Below are 18048 nucleotides of genomic sequence, written 5' to 3'. Positions count from 1 at the left end.
ATGGCCGCGATCAAGCAAGCCGAACGCATGGAAACCGACGAAGGCGGCATGGGCTACCTGCAAAGCCTGCCGCGCCGGGTGGCGACGGTCTATCTGCCGCTGCTGGTGTTTCTGATCGTGCTGTTGTTTCCGTTCTACTGGATGACGATCACGGCGGTTAAGCCCAATGTCGAGATGACCGACTATGTGAACTACAATCCGTTCTGGGTCGTGCATCCGACACTGGAGCACATACGCTACCTGCTCCTCGAGACGTCATATCCCGGCTGGCTGCTCAACACCGTGATCATCTCCACCGCCGCCACCTTCCTGTCGCTGGCGGCCGCGGTGCTTGCGGCCTACGCCATCGAAAGGCTGAGGTTCTCGGGCGCGCGCCAGGTCGGCCTCGCCGTCTTCCTCGCCTATCTGGTGCCGCCTTCGATCCTGTTCATCCCGCTGTCAGTGATGGTGTTCAATCTCGGCCTATACGACACGCCGTTCGCGCTCATCCTCACCTATCCCACGTTCCTGATCCCGTTCTGCACGTGGCTCTTGATGGGCTATTTCCGTTCGATCCCGTTCGAACTGGAGGAATGTGCGCTCATCGACGGAGCAACACGCTGGCAGATCCTCACCAAGATCGTGCTGCCGCTGTCGGTGCCGGGCCTGATCTCGGCCGGCATCTTCGCCTTCACGCTCTCCTGGAACGAGTTCATCTACGCGCTGACCTTCATCCAGTCATCCGAGAAGAAGACGGTGCCGGTCGGCGTGCTCACCGAGCTTGTCCGCTCCGACGTCTACGAGTGGGGAGCACTGATGGCAGGCGCGCTGATCGGCTCGCTGCCGGTGGTGGTGCTCTATTCCTTCTTCGTCGAGCACTATGTGTCCTCGATGACGGGCGCGGTGAAGGAATAAGCGACGGCGTAGCGGCAGGCGCATGCGCCTGCCCAAGATAGCCATAGAGTGATCAAGATGGTTCGACGCTATGCTGACACTCGCTGGCAGTTTCCCTTCGCTGTTGCCATGGACCTATTCGACTACAGACCGACACAGACCGCCTCGCCGGGAGCAGACCAGCCCGCCATCGAGATTATAAAGCCCTAGCTCCTCTGATCCCTTCAAAAGCTGATCTCCACCGCCGCGGCGCTCCGCTTGGCCTCGCCATGGTACACCGCCTCGATGTTGCTGCCGTCGGGGTCGAGCAGGAAGCAGGCGTAGTAGCCAGGGTGATAGTGGCGCTCGCCGGGTGCGCCATTGTCCTTGCCGCCGGCGGCGAGCCCTGCCGTGTAGAAAGCGTCGACCATGGCGCGGTCCTTGGCCTGGAAGGCGAGATGGTGGCGGCCGGTGAGCACGCCTTGCGCTGTCCGGCTGTCGGCGCTGGAGACGAAGAGTTCGTCCGCCCAGAAATAATCCTCGGCCTCGCCGCCGATCGGAATGCCAAGCACCTCGAGCAGCGCGCCGTAGAAGCGACGGCTCGCCTTGATGTCTCGCACCACAAGATGAAGGTGGTCGATGAGCCGGCCGCGATAGAGTTGCATGGAGGTTCCCTGGTTGACGGGTCAATCTAGAAGGGACGGGAGCGCGGTCAATGCTGGCGCGGTGGACTGCTGACATACTGAAGGGTGGGCGGGACAGCGCCCCCTCTGGCCTGCCGGCCATCTCCCCACTTGGGGGAGATCAGCCTTCATGCGGCCTTTCGCCAACCGCCAAACTCGCAGAAAAAAGCGCCAGCGCCGGAACTGCCAATCTCCCTCCAAGTGGGGGAGATGTCCGGCAGGACAGAGGGGGCGCGAAGGAACGCGACCTTTCTGGTGGCAAGCCGGATCACCGCCTCCAAAATCCAGATAAAAAATGCAACCAGATTGTAGGATCGTTGTCGCCTGCGGCGTCCTTCGGACGCAAGCGGCACGAATGAGCCTGGAAAAACCGTGCCGCATCAAACAGGATGCCTTACGGCATGGGAGAAAACCATGAACCTTTCCTATCGTTGGGTCATCGTCGCGGCGGGCGCGCTGATGACTTGTGTGGCGCTCGGCGCGATGTTCTCGCTGGCGATCTTTCTCGAACCGATGTCGCTCGACACCGGCTGGTCGCGCGCCGGCATTTCCAGCGCCATGACCTTGAACTTCCTCGTGATGGGGCTCGGCGGCTTCGCCTGGGGCTCGATCTATGACCGGGTCGGCGCCCGGCCCGTGGTGCTCGCCGGCGCGGTGCTGCTCGGCCTGGCATTGGTGGTGGCGAGCCGCGCCGGCTCGCTGCTGGTGTTCCAGCTGAGCTACGGCGTGATCGTGGGCCTCGCGGCCAGCGCCTTCTTCGCGCCGATGATCGCGCTCACCACCGCCTGGTTCGACACCAACCGCAGCCTGGCGGTGTCGCTGGTCTCGGCCGGCATGGGCGTGGCGCCGATGACGATCTCGCCCTTCGCACGCTGGCTGATCTCGGCCTATGACTGGCGCACGGCCATGTTCGACATCGGCGTCATGGCTTGGGTGCTTCTCTTGCCTGCCGTCCTGCTGGTGCGCCAGCCGCCGTCGGCGGTTGCCGCGTCCGACGGCGGCACACCCTCGCCCACTGCCGACGATCCCGGCATGAGTGTCGGCCAGGCGCTGCGCTCGCCGCAATTTTTGGTGCTGGGCATGACCTTCTTCGCTTGCTGCGCGGCGCATTCCGGCCCGATCTTCCACATGGTGAGCTACGCGATGGCCTGCGGCGTGGCGCCGATGGCCGCCGTCTCGATCTACAGCGTCGAGGGTCTGGCCGGACTCGGCGGCCGCGTGCTCTACGGCGTGCTTGCCGACAGGTTGGGCGTCAAGCCGGTGCTGATCGCCGGGCTCGCCATCCAGGGCATGGTGATAGCGGCCTATCTCGGCGCCGCGCGGCTCGAACACTTCTACGTTCTCGCCGTCATCTTCGGCGCCACCTATGGCGGCGTGATGCCGCTCTACGCGGTGCTGGCGCGTGAATATTTCGGCGGCCGCATCATCGGCACCGTGCTTGGCGCCGCCACCATGCTCTCCAGCCTCGGCATGTCGTTCGGACCTTTGGCCGGCGGCATGATCTACGACGCCTATGCCAGCTATTCCTGGCTGTTCATCGGCTCGGCGCTGGTCGGCCTCGGCGCGGCCGCTATCGCGATTGCCTTCCCGCCGCAGCCGAGCAGGCAGCGGCTGCAGATGGCGTGAGCGGCGCAATCTCCCCCTCGAGGGGAGATTGCTAATTCCTGAGCGCTATCGTCGCCGCCGCCCCGCCCATGCATACGGCCGCGCCGCGGTTGAACAGGCGCGTGGCGCGCGGCGATTGCAAGCTGCGGCGCGTGCCGGCGCCGGCGATGGCGAAGGGGAACTGCACCGCCGCGAGGATGATGGCGGTGATGGCAAGAAGGATCGGCACGTCGAACGAAGACAGCGCGCCGATGTCGATCACCGTCGGCAGGATGGAGATGTAGAACAGCACCGATTTCGGGTTGCCGAGCGTGACCAGCACGCCCGAGAGGAAGGCGTTGCCGCCGCTCTTCGCCGCGCCGGCTTCCGATGCCTCGAAGGTCTCGCCGGCCTTCCAGAACTGGACGGCGAGGAAGCAGAGATAGCCGACGCCAGCCCATTTGATGGCGATCAGAAGGACGCTGAAGGTTTCGGCGATGAAGGCAAGGCCGGCCAGCACCGCGGCAAGGTAGAGCACGTCGCCCAGCACCATGCCGGCCGTCATCCAGGCCGCCTGCCGGTAGCCGCTGCGCAGCGCCTGCGCCACGATGGCGACAATCTGCGGCCCCGGGATGATGGCGGCGATCGCCAGCGCGCCGGCATAAGCGGCAAAACCCGACAATGTCATGGTAGTGTGGGATCCCTCGCGGTGGAGTCAGCAAGGACAATCGAAGGGTAGAGCGAGGGTGTCAACCGCGGACAGGGGAAGAGCCAGTGTCCGAGCGCCAATCTCCCCCTAGAGGGCCCTCACCCCGTCCCCGACCGCAGCGCCTCCCTGCCCTCGTCGTCGCGACGCAGGCGCTCGTCGGAGATCAGCACCACCGGGCACGGGCAGCGCTGCAGCACGCCGCTCGTCGTCTCGCCGAAGATGAGTTCTTCGCCCGGCCGCCGCGCCACGCCCATGACGATCAACGCCACCCGCCTGCCGGCCTGGCGGCCAATGGCATCGGCGGCGGCGGCCCTGCTCCTGATGGCAGTCTCGATCTCGACGCCATAGCGATCGGCAAGCGCGACGATGTCCTTCAGCACCGCCTCCCTGCGGCGATGCGAGACGGTGTCGCGCGGCTCGTCGCGGGCGACCCGCGCGACATAGAGCATCTTGACCGGCGCGCCGGTGACCGCGGCGATTGCCAGCGCCAGCTCGGCGCCACGGCGTGCAACCGACGTGCCGTTGACCGGCACCAGGATCCGGCCCGACTCGGGGCCGAGCCGCGGCATCCGGCGACCGGCGCTGGTGGGCTTCAGCACCAGGCAGAGCGGGCCGTCGAAGGCGCCGGCCACCTCGTTCAGCCGATGCGAGAAGCTGCCCTTCGAGGTGACAGCGCGGCCGAGGCCGATCAGCAGCATGCCGTAGCCCTTGCGCGCTTCCTTCGCGACCGCCTCGGCGGAGAGATGCACGTCGCGCCGGCGGCGCGTAAGGGGGGCTTCATGCGCGGGCTCCTCGTCGCTCTCCTTGGCGGCCTCGCGGCCATCCTCGGCCCCTTTCTCGACCTCGTCCAGGTGCGCCGCCTCTTCGGGGTCGGCATCGCTTTCGCCGCTGGCGTGCAGCACCGTCGTCGGTTTGCCGGCGCCGATCACGCCGGCAAGGTAGGCGGCAAAGCGGCCGACCACGCCCTCGTCGACCACCACAAGCAGCCGCTCCAGATTGGCGATGAAGCCGCGCTGGTCGACCTCCTCGCGCTCCAGCCTCTTCTTCTCCGCCTCGCCGATCGACAGGCGCCCCAGCGCCCAGCGCAACGTCGGCGGCATGGCCAAGGTGGTGATGACGGCCATGGTGAGGATCATGGTGAAAAGCGTGTGCGAGATCACGCCGATCGACAGGCCGATCGAGGCGACGATGACCTCGGTCGAGCCGCGCGCGTTCATGCCGCAGCCGACGGCGATCCCCTCGGCGCGGCTCATGCCGGCGACCTCGGCGCCGATGAAGGCGCCGCCGAACTTGCCGATGCTGGCGATCGCCACAAGCGCCACCGTGAGCAGCGCGAGTTCGCGGTCGGCAAGCACGGTGAGGTCGGCCGACAAGCCGGCAACGCCGAAGAACACCGGCATGAACAGCGCCGTGATGACGCCGCGCAACTGCCCCTCGATGTGACGCGACAGGATCGGCGACTCGCCGACCAATATGCCGGCGACGAAGGCGCCGAGCACGGTATGCACGCCGATCAGGTCGGTGATCAGCGCCATGACGCCCATGATGGCGAGGATGACTGTGACGACCGCGTATTCGCTACGGAAAGTGTCGTTGGTCCAGCGGATGGCATCGAAGACGATGCGGCGGCCGAGCGTGAAGGAAAAGGCCATGAAGAGAGCGACGCCGGCCAGCGTGAAGGCCAGGCTGCCGGTCTCGATGCGGCCATGGGTGGCGATGCCGATGGTGATGGCGATGATCACCCATCCGATCGTGTCTTCGATGATGGCCGAGGAGACGATGATCTGGCCAAGGTCGCGGCGCATGAAGTTCATCTCGCGCACCACCATGGCGACGATCTTGACCGAAGAGATCGACAGCGCCGTGCCGAGGAACAGGCCGGCGACGACGCGCTCGCCGCCGGCGGCGAGCAGCGTGTCCGGCATGAATTGCGCAGCGACGAAACCCAACGCGAACGGCACCGCGACGCCGGCCGCCGAAATGGAGAAGCAGGCGCGGCCGACCCGGCGCACCAGCCTCAGATCGGTCTCCATGCCGGTGAGCAGCAGAAGCATCAGGACGCCGAGCTGGGCGATGGCATTGATCATCGACTTCTGCGCGGCGTCGCCGGCAAAGACCACGCGCTCGGCCGTGGGCCACAGCCAGCCGAGCAGCGAAGGCCCGAGCAGGATGCCGCCGATCAGCTGCCCCATCACCGCCGGCTGGCCGAGTCGCTCGAGCAATTCGCCGATACCGCGGCCGATGACGAGCAGCAGGATGACTTCGAGAACGAAGATACCTTCGCTGGACATGCCGCTCTTCTCTGCGGCCCAGGCGACGGCCGGCATGAAAAGGAGCGCCGCCGCGGCAAGCGCGATCGTCCGGCGCCGGTTGAGCATGAAGGACAATTTCTGCACCCCTCGATTATGTCCCGCCATAACGGTTTCGCGCGTGCTTCGGTTGCACAGACGCTATCTTCCCCATCGAGGAGGAGATCGCCACAATTCTATTCAAATGCGGCGGTGGATGTTTGCGTTTGGGTAAAGCGAGTCGAGCATGGTCGAGACACGGCGGGCAATAAGGAGAAGCTAATGAAAAGCGACTTTGCCGCCGCCCACCTGCACTTGGACCGGGCCTGCCACTATCTGCGCGGCGACGATGAAACCAGCCGGACAGCGCTTGCGGCGCTGGACCTCGTGATCGAGGCGGTCGCTACCGCCCAATATGCCCGGCCCGAAGCCGAAGTGGTGCCGTTTCCGGCGGCTTCGAAGCGGGCATAACGTCTCATCCTACCCTGACTTATCCGCCTGAAAGGCGGGAACATTTTTGCCGGCCGCACATTGTGGTATATGGGGTGTGGCCGGCTCGTTCGGCCGGCCACGGCGGGAGGCACGTGGCAAGGGGATGTCGCAGGTTCAGACCATAAAGCCAGCCGAGGCGGCCGCCGCGCCGCGTGGCTCCGACGCGTTCGCGCTGAAGCTGACATCTTCCGAATTCGCGACCACCATGTCGCATTTCCACCGCGCCGAGATCGCGCGCATGGCCGGCTGGCGCGACCGGCTCGACCGCACCAGCAACTGGGCGATCACCGTGGTGGCGGCGATGCTTTCCGTGTCGCTGTCGACGCCATCCGCGCATCACGGCGTGCTGCTCTTTGCCATGCTTCTGATCACGCTGCTCCTGTGGATCGAGGCGCGGCGGTACCGTTTCTTCGACGTCTACCGGTCGCGGGTGCGCCAGTTCGAGCGCTATTATTTCGCGCAGATCTTCTCGCCGCAGCCGGATTTCGCCTCCAACTGGCTGGCGATCCTCGGCGAGGGCCTGCGCTCGCCACGCTTCCTGATCTCGCAGCGCTCGGCGCTGATCCGCCGGCTACGCCGCAACTACATCTTCATGTACACGATCCTGATGCTCGCTTGGGTGCTGAAGATCACCACGCCGAGCCTGTCGCGCGAAGGCTCGCCGATCGGCTTCGGCGCCTCGCTCGTCGACACCTTCCGGGTGGCGACGCTCGGTCCCATTCCCGGCATCGTGGTGGTGTGCGGCGTCACGGTGTTCTATCTCGCGATGCTTGCCGCCGCCTTCCTTATACGCGCCGACGACGGCGAGCTGTCGTTCGGCGACGTACATGTGTAAGCGACGGCGCCGCCATCCGCTCACAGTCCCGGCGGCCTGACGAAACCGTCGGTCAGCCGCGCCAGCGCCTTGGCGGTGGCGAGCAGCTTCATGTCCGAATGGCGGCGGCCGACGAGTTGGGCGCCGATCGGCAAGCCCTCCCGGTCGAGGGCGATCGGAATGACGGCGGCCGGATGTCCGGTCAGGTTGAAGCGGCAGGCATGGCTCAGCGCGCTCCAGTATGGCGTCTCGACGCCGTCGACGGGTATCGGCACCCCCATCTCGCGGTGGCGGAAGGCGGTGCACATCATCGCCGGGCAGACGAGCACGTCCCAGTCGTCGAAGAAGCGCTCCCAAGCATAGATGAACTCATCGCGCCGGTTGAGCGCCTCAAGATAGGCAGCCAGCGAGGGCGATGCTTCGCGCGGCTGCCGGAACACCTGCGAGTACCAGGTGATCAAATCGGAAAACAGCGCCCGCTCGGCGGCAAAATCATGATGCGGCAGAGCCTGCCCTACCCGCGCGCCGCCAACCTCGATCGCGCCGGCGAAGCCTGCAATCGCTTCGGCGATGTCGAGCGCGGACGGCACACCCGGGAATTCGGGCGCGAAGGCCACCCTGAGCGCGCCCAGCGGCGGCTCCGGCGCCTCGTCGGTCGCCACCGGCGGCACTTCGGTGTCGAGGCCGTCGGCACCGGCTATGAGGCGGTGGGCAAGGATGAGGTCGTCGACGTCGCGGGCCAAAGGCCCGATGTCGAACAGCAGGCGGAAACTGCGCGGCATGTCGGGCGGATCGGCGTAGCTGCCGGTGGTCGGCACGGTCGCCTGCGTCGGCTTGAAGCCAAAGATGCCGGTGAGATGCGCCGGCACGCGGATCGAGCCGCCGGCGTCGCTGCCGATCTCAAGCGGCACCAGCCCTGCGGCGACCGCGGCCGCCGCGCCGCCGCTGGAGCCGCCGGGCGTGCGGGTGACGTCCCAGGGATTGACGGTGCGGCCGAAGATCGGGTTGACGGTCTGAAAGTCGCGCAGCCTGGGCGGCACATTGGTCTTGCCGATGATGATGGCGCCCGCCTTGCGCAGCCGCGCGGCGATGGTGCTGTCGGTGGTCGGAACATGGTCGGCACAGGCCTCCAGGCCGACGGTCGTGCGCATGCCGGCGGTGGCGTGGCCGTCCTTCAGCGTGATCGGCACACCGATCAGCGGGCCAACGGCTTCGCCGCGCGCGATCGCCAGGTCGGCAGCCCTCGCTCCCGCGCGGGCGGCTTCCTCGTCGAGGGTGACGATGGCGTTGAGGAGCGGATTGACCAGCGCGATGCGGGCAAGCTGCGCCTCCATCGCCTCGACGGCGCTGATGCGTCGCTCGCGGATCGCCGCCGCCAGTTGCGAAGCGGTAAGGAAGGTGGTGTCGGGGTGGACCATGTCGGCAGTCTCCCTATCGGCGGCAGGCAGTAGGGAATAGGCAGTAGGAAATAGGCGACCAGAGAATAGCCGAACAGATGCCGCGAGCAGTGTGATCTCTTTCCTACTGCCTACGGCCTATCCTTTAATTCAACGAAAGCGTCGTGCGGAACTCCTTGGTGGTGTTGCGGTTGGGATAGGGCTCGGCCGGCACCGGGACGCCGAGATGGGCGCAGAGCGGTTCCCAGCCGTCGCCGAGCTTGTGGATCAGCAGGCGCTCGGCCGGCACGGTCTTCAGCACCGCCTCGACATTAGCCTCGTAAACGGCAATCGCATGCGCGCGGTCCTGCGGGCGGCCGCCGAAGACCTGCTTCGTGATCAGGGCGACGCCCAGCGACTCCTGATCCTTGCTGTCGGCAATGGCTGGCAGGATGGTCTTTGCGAAACTCTCCCACCAGCTTTCGGGCGAGCGCCAGGTCAGGATGACACGCGCCTGCGGGTAGGTTTCGATCAGCTCGCGCCAGTAATGCACCGACGGCCAGTCGACGCAGGATTTATAGCCAGCAAAGAGCCGGTCCCAGTCGGGCGCGGCGCCCTTGGCCAATGCTCGCCAGAGGCGTTTCTGCTCCTCGTGCGCCATCACCTCATACATGTGATGGCATGGGCCGAAGCCGAGCATCGTCAGCGCCTCGCGCATCGAATCGGTGCCGGTCCGGCCAAAGCCGGTTCCTATCACCCTGATCGTCATTTCCCCTCCTCCCAGTTCCTCCTTGGCGAGCCCGCAGCCGTGCGATCAGCCTCCCTGCACCACCAGCCGCAAGCGATTGCCCTCCGGATCGGCGATCTCGACCGCGCCGCCGGCCTTTTTCGACGGCGCGTTGGCGGCGGCGAGCCTTTGCGCCACCGCCGCAAGCTCCTCCGCGGACGCAAGCTCGACCGTGAAATTGTCGAGGCCGGCGGCATGCGGCGGCGGCTCGCGCAACTCGTCGCGCGCCCAGATGTTGAAGGCGACCATATGCGGCCGGCGAGCGGTGCCGCAGTCGAACATGCCGAAGGTTCGGGACTGGATGTGCGGCTCGAAGCCGAGCACGCCGACATAGAATTCCATCAGCGCCTCCGGCACGCGGGCCCGCATGTGGATGTGACCGATGAAGGCGTCTGGCGCCATCCTCTGCTCGACATGGCCCGAGTTGCCGAGGTCGCGCAGCAGGCCCGGAAGGTCCAGCGGTTCGAGCCCGGAATGCGCGCTGCCGTCGGTGGCAATCAGCGCCACGCGGCCGTCGGCCGACACTTGCCGGCGCAGGAAGCGCTCCGGCGTATCGAAGCAGATCTCGATGCCGTTGCCGGAGGGGTCGGAGACATAGAGCGATTCCGAAATCAGGTGATCCTGGGCGCTGTATCTCAAGCCCGACGCCTTGAGGCGGGCGGCCGTATGGGCGAGATCGCGGCGCGTCGTCACATGGATGGCGACGTGGAAGAGATCGCGCGATTTCTGCGGCAGGGGCACGCTCGCACCGGCATGGAGAACGATCAGCGTCCCGCCGCCGGCACCGAGTTCGGCGATAGCGTCGTCCTCGCCGACCAGCACGAGCCCAAGCGTGTCGCGCCAGACGGTCAAGGCCGCCGGGATGTCGGTCACCTTGAGATGGACCGGCCCGAGACGGGTGGCTTGAGACAGCAATCCTTCGCCCATTGTCGTTTTCCGATTGCGGTCGACAACCATATTAGCTGTGAATGATATGGCTGTCTCGCGCCAAGTTCGGGTTGACCCCTCCCCGGCGGGCGGCAACTATTGAGAAAGCGATTTGTTTTCACGCAATTCCGGACAAAAACCGCTGCACACTTTTTCTGGAATTGCTTTTAGCAGGAGGAACCTCCATGGACGAGACCGACCACTGGCGCAACATGGCGAGCGCGCCGCGGGACGGCAGCCGCATCCTGGTGACGGTGCGCTCGTCCGAGCAGGGACCGGCCGAGGTCGACATGGCCTACTGGTCGCGCGCCGACCAGTTCGGTGAGGAAGGCTGGCGGGCCTCCGACTCCTCGCCCGGCCGCGTGGTCGAATATGCCGAGCCGGAGCTGAGATGCTGGATGCCGCTGCCGACGGCCGGACGCGGCACGATGCCGAGCCCGTGGGAAGGAGACGACGTGCCGCTGGTGGATGGGGAAGGGATTTAGGGCCTTTCCCTTCTCCCCTTGTGGGAGAAGGTGGAGCCCAATCCTCAGAACAAAAACGCCGCCGTGGCAGGGTCCGGCCCCGTCCGGCCGTCCGCGGAGTCCATGCCGCGGACGGTCTGCATGTCGTTGTCATCCAGCTCGAAATCGAAGACGTCGAAATTGGCGGCGATGCGGTCCTGGTGGATCGACTTGGGGATGACGACCAGTCCTTGGTGCAGATGCCAGCGGATGATGACCTGGGCCACCGACTTGCCGTGCTTCTTCGCGATTCCTTCAAGCGTCGGGTCGGCGAGCAATCGGCCGCTGCCCAGCGGGCTCCAGCTTTCGATGCGGATGTCGTGCTTCTTGTGGAACTCGCGCTTGTCGCGCTGCTGGAAGCGCGGGTGCAACTCGATCTGGTTGACCGCCGGCGTCACGCCGGTCTCGCCGACGATGCGCTCCAGATGGTCCTGGTTGAAGTTCGACACGCCGACCGACCTGATGCGACCGGCTTGCTTGAGTTCGACCAGCGTCTTCCAGGCCTCGACATATTTATCCTGGCTGGGCACCGGCCAGTGGATGAGGAAAAGGTCGATCTGGTCGATGCCGAGCTTTCGCATCGTGTCGTCGAAGGAGCGGAGCGCCGCATCGCGCTGATGGCCGCCGTTGCGAAGCTTGGACGTGATGAACAGCTCGCTTCTCGGCACGCCGGCAGAGCGGATCGCCTCGCCCACCCCTTCCTCGTTGCGGTAGCCCTCGGCGGTATCGATGAGGCGGTAGCCGGCCTCGATCCCCCAGCGCACGACTTGTGACGTGATATCCGGATCGACCTGCCACACGCCGAGCCCGATCTGGGGAATGGTGGCGCCGTCGTTCAATGTCAGCTGTTCAGGCATGTGGATATCCTTCTGCACGGTGGGTTGGCCCCGCTCTATCTAGGCTGCGCTTTCAGTAATGCCAGTCGATGACAGCGCAGCGCCATGGGAACCGAGTCCCTCTGGCCGACTTATGAGTGAGGGTTGGGGACGCAACCAGCGGGTGACATGGCCGACGTTCGCAAACGAATCTCACCCAACCGCGAGAACACAACAACCTCGTGGCAGACAGAGGCGCGCAATCGCTTCATCATCGTCATCGGGGCGTCAGCCGGCGGGGTAGAGCCGCTGAAGCGGATCGTGAGCGACCTGCCCGCCGATCTGCCGGCAGCCGTGTTCGTCGTGCTGCATGTCGGTCAGGTCAGCTACCTGCCGGGAATCCTCGACCGCGTGGCAACCCTCAAAACGTCGGTGGCTGAGAACGGCGCGACCTTCAGGACTGGTAACATCTATGTGGCGCCGCCCGGCTTCCATCTTCTGCTCCACGGCGATCACATGATGCTGCGGCGCGGCCCGCGCGAGAACCTCGCCCGGCCGGCCATCGACCCGCTGTTCCGCTCGGCGGCGCTGAGCTACGGCGCAAGCGTCATCGGCGTGCTGTTGTCGGGAGCGCTTTCCGACGGCACCGCCGGCCTGAGGGCCATCAAGGCCGTCGGTGGGCTCGCGGTCGTCCAACACCCGAAGGACGCGCCGGTGCCGACCATGGTGGAAAGCGCGCTGCATTACGTCGAGATCGACCATTGCCTGCCGGCGGCGAAGCTCGGCGGATTGCTGGCCAAGCTGGCGGCAGAGCCGGCCGGCGAAACCCTGCCTGCGCCACCGGGTGTGAGGCTGGAAGCGGCGATCTCCGCGCAGGAGCATGCGACCATGAAAGATGAAGATCGACTTGGCAAACTGTCGGTGTTTACATGCCCGGAATGCCACGGGCCGCTGTGGGAAATCGAAGACGGTGACATGCTGCGCTATCGGTGCCATACCGGGCACGCTTTTACCGCCGACGCGGTGATGGAGGCGCAGTCGATCGAGGCGGACGAGATATTGTGGAGCCTGCTGCGATCGCATCAGCAGCGGGCACAGTTCGCCCGGCGCATGGCCGAGCGGGAAAGGGCACAAAATCGCTCCGGACTCGCCAACGAGTTCGGCCAGCGGGCAAAGGAATATGAAGCGGATGCCGCCCTGATCGAGCGCATCCTGGAAAGCAGGCGGGTGCAGGCAACAGACGATGGCTCAGTCGGCAAGGAAGGCTACAAGGAAGGCAAGGGCTAGCTCGCGCGACAATGCGAACCAGTCCGAGCCCTTCCCCATCATCGGCATCGGCGCTTCGGCGGGCGGCATCGGAGCATTGCAGAAATTCTTTCCCGAGGTGCCGGCCAACAGCGGCTTTGCCTATGTGGTCATCCAGCATCTCGACGCCGAGCACGAAAGCGTGCTTGCCAGCATCATCCAGCGCTGCACCACCATCGAAACGCAAACCGCGACCGAGAGCATGGAGATCGAGCCGGACAGGATCTACGTGATTCCCCCAGGCGTCTCGGTGACCGTGGAGAAGCACCGCTTTCACATCGCCAGGATGGCGGCAAACCGCGCCAAGCGGACGCCGATCGACGACTTCTTCACGTCGCTGGCGCGGGAGACGGCGGAAACTGCAGCCGGGGTGATTCTGTCCGGGACGGGCAGCGACGGCACGATCGGGCTGAGGGCAATCAAGGAACATGGCGGCCTGACGCTTGCGCAGGAGGGCGCCGAATATGACGGCATGATGCGCAGCGCCGTCCAGAGCGGCCTCGTCGACATGGTGCTTCCCGCGGAACAAATGGCCGCCAAGCTGGTCGGGTATTTCAGCCACGCAAAGCGCCCCGAAAGCGAGCGCGAGCGTCGCAAGGGCGAGGTGGCCGAACAGCTTTCGCGCATCGCGGCGCTGCTTCGTGTGCGCACCGGTCACGATTTCAGCGGCTACAAGGACAACACCATCTTGCGGCGCATCCAGCGGCGCATGCAGGTCCTGCAGATCGACGATCCGACCGCCTTCTACGAGCGGCTGCGCGACGAGCCGCAGCAGGTCGACCTTCTGTTCCAGGACCTTCTGATCGGCGTGACCAGCTTCTTCCGCGACCCGCAAGCCTTCGAAGCGCTGGAACGCATCGTCATCCCCAAGCTTTTCGAGGACCGCAAGTCGGACGAGACGATCAGGGTCTGGGTGCCGGGATGCGCCACCGGCGAGGAAGCCTATTCGATCGCCATGCTCTTGAAGGAGAGCGCGCCGCGGGGCGCCGCCTCGCCCAATCTGCAGATCTTCGCCACCGACATCGACGAGCGCGCCCTGGAAGTGGCCCGCGCCGGCCGCTATCCGGCGACGATCGCGACCGATGTGACGCCCAAGCGCCTCAAGGAATTCTTCTCGCGCGAGGACGGCACCTATCGCGTTTCCGCCGATTTGCGCGAGATCTGCCTGTTCTCGGCGCACAATCTGTTGCGCGATCCGCCCTTTTCCAAGCTCGACCTGATCGCCTGCCGCAACCTGCTGATCTACATGGGACCGGAACTGCAGGAGAAGATCGTTCCGATCTTCCACTACGCGCTGCGCAACAACGGCTATCTCTTTCTCGGCTCCTCGGAGAACGTCACCCGCCACGGACGTCTGTTCTCGACCATCGACAAGGCGAGCCGCATCTTTCAGAAACGAAGCGGGATCGCCATGCAGCGGCTGCCGGAATTCCCGCTGGCGGCGGCCAGGCAGGCGCCACCGATCGCGCGCCGGGGGACGACGGCGACAACCCTGCGGGAAGTCGCGGAGCGGGTCCTCGTCGAGCGCTATTCGCCGGTCTACGTGGTCATCAACGCCGATGGCGAACTGATGCACAGCTCGGCAGGCACGGGCAAATATCTGGAGCTCGCCGCCGGCGCCCCAGATCACAACGTGTTTTCGATGGCGCGCCGCGGGCTTCGCATGGATTTGCGGGCGGCGCTCCACAAGGCGGTCAGCACCGGGCAGGCGGCGGTCCAGAACAAGATCAGCATCGGCACCAATGGCGGGCGCCAGACGATCAGCCTGGCCGTGCAGCCGCTGCCGCCCGACGGCTCGTCCGACCCACTCTACATGTTGGTCTTCAGGGATGTGGGCAGCATCAAGCCGGAGGCCGAGGACGAACCGGTCCACACGACCGACGATGTCGAAAGCGCCAATGTCAGCCAGCTCGAAAAGGAGCTGAGGGAAACCAGGGAGCGGCTGCAGATCACCACGGAGGAGCTCGAATCCTCCAACGAGGAGCTGAAGTCCTCCAATGAGGAACTGTCCTCGATCAACGAGGAACTGCAATCCTCCAACGAGGAGTTGGAGACCTCCAAGGAGGAACTGCAGTCGATCAACGAGGAACTGCAGACCGTCAATGCCGAGCTCAACATCCGCGTCGACGAGCTCAGCCGCGCCAACAACGACATGGCGAACCTGCTCGAAAGCACGCAGATCGCGACCGTGTTCCTCGACCGCGAGCTCTGTATCAAGAGCTTCACGCCGACGGCGCGCGACCTGTTCAGGCTGGTCGAGAGCGATGTCGGCCGGCCGCTCGCGCATGTGCGCCCGCGCTTCCCCGCCGACGGCCTGCAGACCGACATGGAGCAGGTGCTGCACAGGCTCGGCACGATCGAGCGGCAGATCGGGGGCGTCGACAACGCCAAGCGCTACATGATGCGGGTGCTGCCCTACCGGACGGTCGACAATGTCATCGCCGGCGTGGTCGTCACCTTTGTCGACGTCACCAAGATCGCGCAGGCGGAAGAAAGGATCGGCACGCTTTCGCACGACCTGCGCAACCGCGTCGAGAGCCTGGAGACGCTGCTCGACCTGGTGCCGGTCGGCATCATCATCGCCGAACAAGCCAATGGTGCGATCCGCGCCAACCGTCGCGCCATGGAGCTCTCCGGCATGCCCGCCACGGATGGCAAGCTACCGGCCCTGTCGCTGATGTCGAACGGCGCCGCGGTGGAAACGGAGGACCAACCCCTGCAGAAGGCGATGCGAACGGGCAAGCCGATCCGCGCCTACGAGGCGAGAATCGCGCGGGCGGACGGCAGCAGCATCGACGTGGCGATATCAGCCAATCCGCTGTTCGACGAGTCCGGCAAAGTTCGTGGCGCAATCTCGACCCTGGTCGACATATCGGACCACAAGGGGGCGGAGCGCAGCAAGGAAAGGCTGGTGCATGAATTGCAGCATCGGGTGAAGAACATCCTCGCCACGATCACCGCGCTGACCTCGCGCATGCTCCGCTCGTCGAGCTCGATGACGGATTTCTCGACCTCGTTCCAGGAGCGGTTACACGCGATGGCGCGCACGCATGAAGTGCTGTCGTCTCACAATTGGGGCGATGCCGACCTCGAGCAGTTGCTTAGGGCGATGCTCTCTCCTTTCGGCAGCGGGGAACGCCAGGCCCTCGTTGTCCGGGGCCGGCCGTTCCATCTCGGCGCAGCAGCGGCGGCGACGCTCGGCATGGTGTTCTTCGAGCTTGCCAGCAACGCCGCCAAATACGGAGCGCTTTCCGTCGACACCGGCCGCGTCGAAGTCTCCTGGGACGTGGTGAAGCCCGGCACGTTGTCGATCACTTGGAAGGAAACCGGCGGCCCGGCCGTGGACGAGCCGTCGCGCATGAATTTCGGAACAACTTTCATCCAGCAGAGTTTAGAGTACGAGCTGGCAGGGAGCGTCGCGTTGAACTTCAGGCCCACCGGCCTGGAATGCCTACTTGAGATTCCTCTGCCCCAGACGGAAGCCTTCGAGCTGTTACCCAGCCACGCATGAACAAGAGCGCCCCACTATCCGGCCTGAGGATCCTCGTCGTCGAGGATACTTTTCTGGTCGCGCTCGATCTTTCCGACGAATTGACGAATGCGGGCTGCGATGTCGTCGGACCCGCGCCCTCGGTCGAACAGGCGCTCGAGCAGATCGACGGTGTCGAGCTGGACGGGGCGGTGCTCGACGTCAACCTGCATGGCGAACGCAGCTTCCCGCTCGCCGAGCATCTCGCGGCCCGCGACGTGCCTTTTGTTTTCCTCACCGGCTATGACAGCGCCACGATCTTTCCCGATCGGTTCCAGGATTCGCCGAGACTGTCGAAGCCCGTCGAAAGCCGATTGCTGATCGAGGCGGTCGCGCGGTTTGGCAACAACAAGCACTGAGCCTTCTTCCCTTCTCCCTTTGTGGGAAAGGGCGAGCCTCACCCCTTCGCCCCGAACCTCAACCCGTCCATCAAGAGCTTCACCAGCCTTCCCGACCGCTCGCGCCAGTCGGGTGTGTTGGGAGCGGAGTAGATGCCGCCGAGCGCATGCATCACATCGGAAGCGTCGACATCGACGCGGATCTTTCCCGAGGCGGCGGCCGCTTCGACCAGGGCTCGCATGGCGCCTGAGACACGGCCCGACGTATCCGAGAACAGCGTCGAGTTGGAGCTGAGCAGCAGGCGCAGGCTGGTGGCGAGCCCTCGCTTGGTGGCGATGTAGTCGACGAAGCGCTGCATCCAGAGCTCCAGCGCGACATCGGCCGGATGATCGCGGGCGAGTTCGTCGGCCGCCTGGCAGAGCCCCTCCACCTCGCGGCGGTAGACCACCTCGACCAAATGCTCGCGCGTCGGGAAATGCCGATAGAGCGTGCCGATGCCCACCCCTGCCCGCTTCGCGATCTCCTCCAGCGAAGCATCGACACCGTCCGAAGCGAAAGCCTGCGCCGCCACCTCGACCAGCTTGTCGCGGTTGCGCTGCGCATCGGCGCGCAACGGCTTCGGCGCCGAGCTTTCAGGCTTCTCGTCAATCTCCGGCGGCTGGTCGGCCACTTTTTTCTCCACTCTCGCAATATGGGGGTTGAACCGAAGTGGCCCAGTCCCCAAGTAAATAAACGGAGGCGCCTCCGTTTTAGTGGAGCACCTTTATCATATAATCAGGGGAAGCGGTATGTCACGTGTCGAAGGACGAGAAGCTTACCCTGGCCGCTGGAGAAGAGTGGAGACGGTGAAGTTGCCAATCTCCCCCCTTGCGGGGGAGATTAGTCTCTCCGCAGTCGGCGCCTTCCCTCGGATGTTGCTCTTGCCCCATCCCGCCCAAGCCCCATTTCCATCCGCCTAGCGTCCAGCAATTGGAGCCCGACGCCTCATGACCAGCCAGATCATCATCGATCCTCCCGAAGACGGCCATTTCAGGAATGGCGATGC

Annotated in this window: 16 protein-coding genes; 8 read left to right on the top strand and 8 right to left on the bottom strand. The window is 65.2% G+C overall.

Translation table 11 applies throughout. The annotated features are described in order from the left end of the window. The gene (locus tag P9236_RS16335) at nucleotides 1-894 is read left to right on the top strand and encodes a carbohydrate ABC transporter permease (protein WP_278075672.1); all 894 of its coding nucleotides are present in this window, start codon (nucleotides 1-3) and stop codon (nucleotides 892-894) included. Between the two features lie 203 nt (nucleotides 895-1097). Here P9236_RS16335 and P9236_RS16330 read toward each other — a convergent pair whose 3' ends face one another. After that, the gene (locus tag P9236_RS16330) at nucleotides 1098-1517 is read right to left on the bottom strand and encodes a VOC family protein (protein ID WP_278075671.1); all 420 of its coding nucleotides are present in this window, start codon (nucleotides 1515-1517) and stop codon (nucleotides 1098-1100) included. A gap of 432 nt (nucleotides 1518-1949) precedes the next feature. On the opposite strand from P9236_RS16330, the gene P9236_RS16325 reads away from it, so the two are divergent. Further along, nucleotides 1950-3161 (top strand): MFS transporter, encoded by a 1212-nt coding sequence (locus P9236_RS16325; RefSeq protein WP_278075670.1) that lies wholly within the window; start codon nucleotides 1950-1952, stop codon nucleotides 3159-3161. A 31-nt stretch (nucleotides 3162-3192) separates the two neighbouring features. On the opposite strand, the gene P9236_RS16320 is transcribed toward P9236_RS16325, so the two are convergent. Together P9236_RS16320 and P9236_RS16315 are read right to left on the bottom strand one after the other, a co-directional pair. After that, nucleotides 3193-3807, bottom strand: a complete 615-nt coding sequence (locus tag P9236_RS16320) for a LysE family translocator (RefSeq protein WP_278075669.1) — start codon at nucleotides 3805-3807, stop codon at nucleotides 3193-3195. A gap of 119 nt (nucleotides 3808-3926) precedes the next feature. Beyond that, the gene (locus tag P9236_RS16315) at nucleotides 3927-6224 is read right to left on the bottom strand and encodes a cation:proton antiporter (RefSeq protein ID WP_278075668.1); all 2298 of its coding nucleotides are present in this window, start codon (nucleotides 6222-6224) and stop codon (nucleotides 3927-3929) included. A 174-nt stretch (nucleotides 6225-6398) separates the two neighbouring features. Here P9236_RS16315 and P9236_RS16310 point away from each other — a divergent pair, with 174 nt between their 5' ends. Together P9236_RS16310 and P9236_RS16305 are read left to right on the top strand one after the other, a co-directional pair. After that, nucleotides 6399-6587, top strand: coding sequence for a hypothetical protein (locus P9236_RS16310; RefSeq protein ID WP_278075667.1), 189 nt, complete (start codon nucleotides 6399-6401; stop codon nucleotides 6585-6587). 124 nt (nucleotides 6588-6711) lie between these two features. Further along, a complete protein-coding gene (locus tag P9236_RS16305) occupies nucleotides 6712-7443 on the top strand; it encodes a DUF2270 domain-containing protein (RefSeq protein ID WP_278075666.1) in 732 nt (243 codons plus the stop codon). A 20-nt stretch (nucleotides 7444-7463) separates the two neighbouring features. On the opposite strand, the gene P9236_RS16300 is transcribed toward P9236_RS16305, so the two are convergent. From P9236_RS16300 to P9236_RS16290, 3 genes are all read right to left on the bottom strand, one after another. Continuing rightward, nucleotides 7464-8840 carry an amidase family protein gene (locus P9236_RS16300; protein ID WP_278075665.1) on the bottom strand — a complete coding sequence of 459 codons (1377 nt, stop codon included), beginning with the start codon at nucleotides 8838-8840 and terminating at the stop codon, nucleotides 7464-7466. Nucleotides 8841-8964: 124 nt separating this feature from the next. Then, nucleotides 8965-9567 carry a sulfotransferase family protein gene (locus tag P9236_RS16295; protein WP_278075664.1) on the bottom strand — a complete coding sequence of 201 codons (603 nt, stop codon included), beginning with the start codon at nucleotides 9565-9567 and terminating at the stop codon, nucleotides 8965-8967. Nucleotides 9568-9612: 45 nt separating this feature from the next. Next, complete coding sequence (locus tag P9236_RS16290) at nucleotides 9613-10512, bottom strand: VOC family protein (RefSeq protein ID WP_278075663.1); 900 nt, start codon at nucleotides 10510-10512, stop codon at nucleotides 9613-9615. A gap of 185 nt (nucleotides 10513-10697) precedes the next feature. Here P9236_RS16290 and P9236_RS16285 point away from each other — a divergent pair, with 185 nt between their 5' ends. After that, nucleotides 10698-10997: a hypothetical protein gene (locus tag P9236_RS16285; RefSeq protein ID WP_278075662.1), complete on the top strand. Its 300-nt coding sequence runs from the start codon at nucleotides 10698-10700 to the stop codon at nucleotides 10995-10997. Nucleotides 10998-11041: 44 nt separating this feature from the next. Here P9236_RS16285 and P9236_RS16280 read toward each other — a convergent pair whose 3' ends face one another. Next, nucleotides 11042-11872, bottom strand: a complete 831-nt coding sequence (locus tag P9236_RS16280; RefSeq protein ID WP_278075661.1) for an aldo/keto reductase — start codon at nucleotides 11870-11872, stop codon at nucleotides 11042-11044. Between the two features lie 147 nt (nucleotides 11873-12019). Between P9236_RS16280 and P9236_RS16275 the strand changes: the two genes are divergently transcribed. From P9236_RS16275 to P9236_RS16265, 3 genes are read left to right on the top strand one after another with little or no spacing between them, the layout of a single operon-like run. Beyond that, the gene (locus P9236_RS16275) at nucleotides 12020-13117 is read left to right on the top strand and encodes a chemotaxis protein CheB (RefSeq protein ID WP_278075660.1); all 1098 of its coding nucleotides are present in this window, start codon (nucleotides 12020-12022) and stop codon (nucleotides 13115-13117) included. Next, nucleotides 13074-16646 (top strand): CheR family methyltransferase, encoded by a 3573-nt coding sequence (locus tag P9236_RS16270; protein ID WP_278075659.1) that lies wholly within the window; start codon nucleotides 13074-13076, stop codon nucleotides 16644-16646. Before P9236_RS16275 ends, P9236_RS16270 begins: the two co-directional genes overlap by 44 nt. Next, the gene (locus P9236_RS16265) at nucleotides 16643-17023 is read left to right on the top strand and encodes a response regulator (protein ID WP_278075658.1); all 381 of its coding nucleotides are present in this window, start codon (nucleotides 16643-16645) and stop codon (nucleotides 17021-17023) included. Before P9236_RS16270 ends, P9236_RS16265 begins: the two co-directional genes overlap by 4 nt. Nucleotides 17024-17061: 38 nt before the next feature. On the opposite strand, the gene P9236_RS16260 is transcribed toward P9236_RS16265, so the two are convergent. Further along, a complete protein-coding gene (locus P9236_RS16260; RefSeq protein WP_278075657.1) occupies nucleotides 17062-17673 on the bottom strand; it encodes a TetR/AcrR family transcriptional regulator in 612 nt (203 codons plus the stop codon). Between the last annotated feature and the right edge of the window lie 375 nt (nucleotides 17674-18048).

It is taken from the genome of Mesorhizobium sp. WSM4884 (assembly GCF_029625675.1).
Lineage (GTDB): Bacteria > Pseudomonadota > Alphaproteobacteria > Rhizobiales > Rhizobiaceae > Mesorhizobium.
This window is presented reverse-complemented; position numbering and strand designations above follow the sequence as displayed.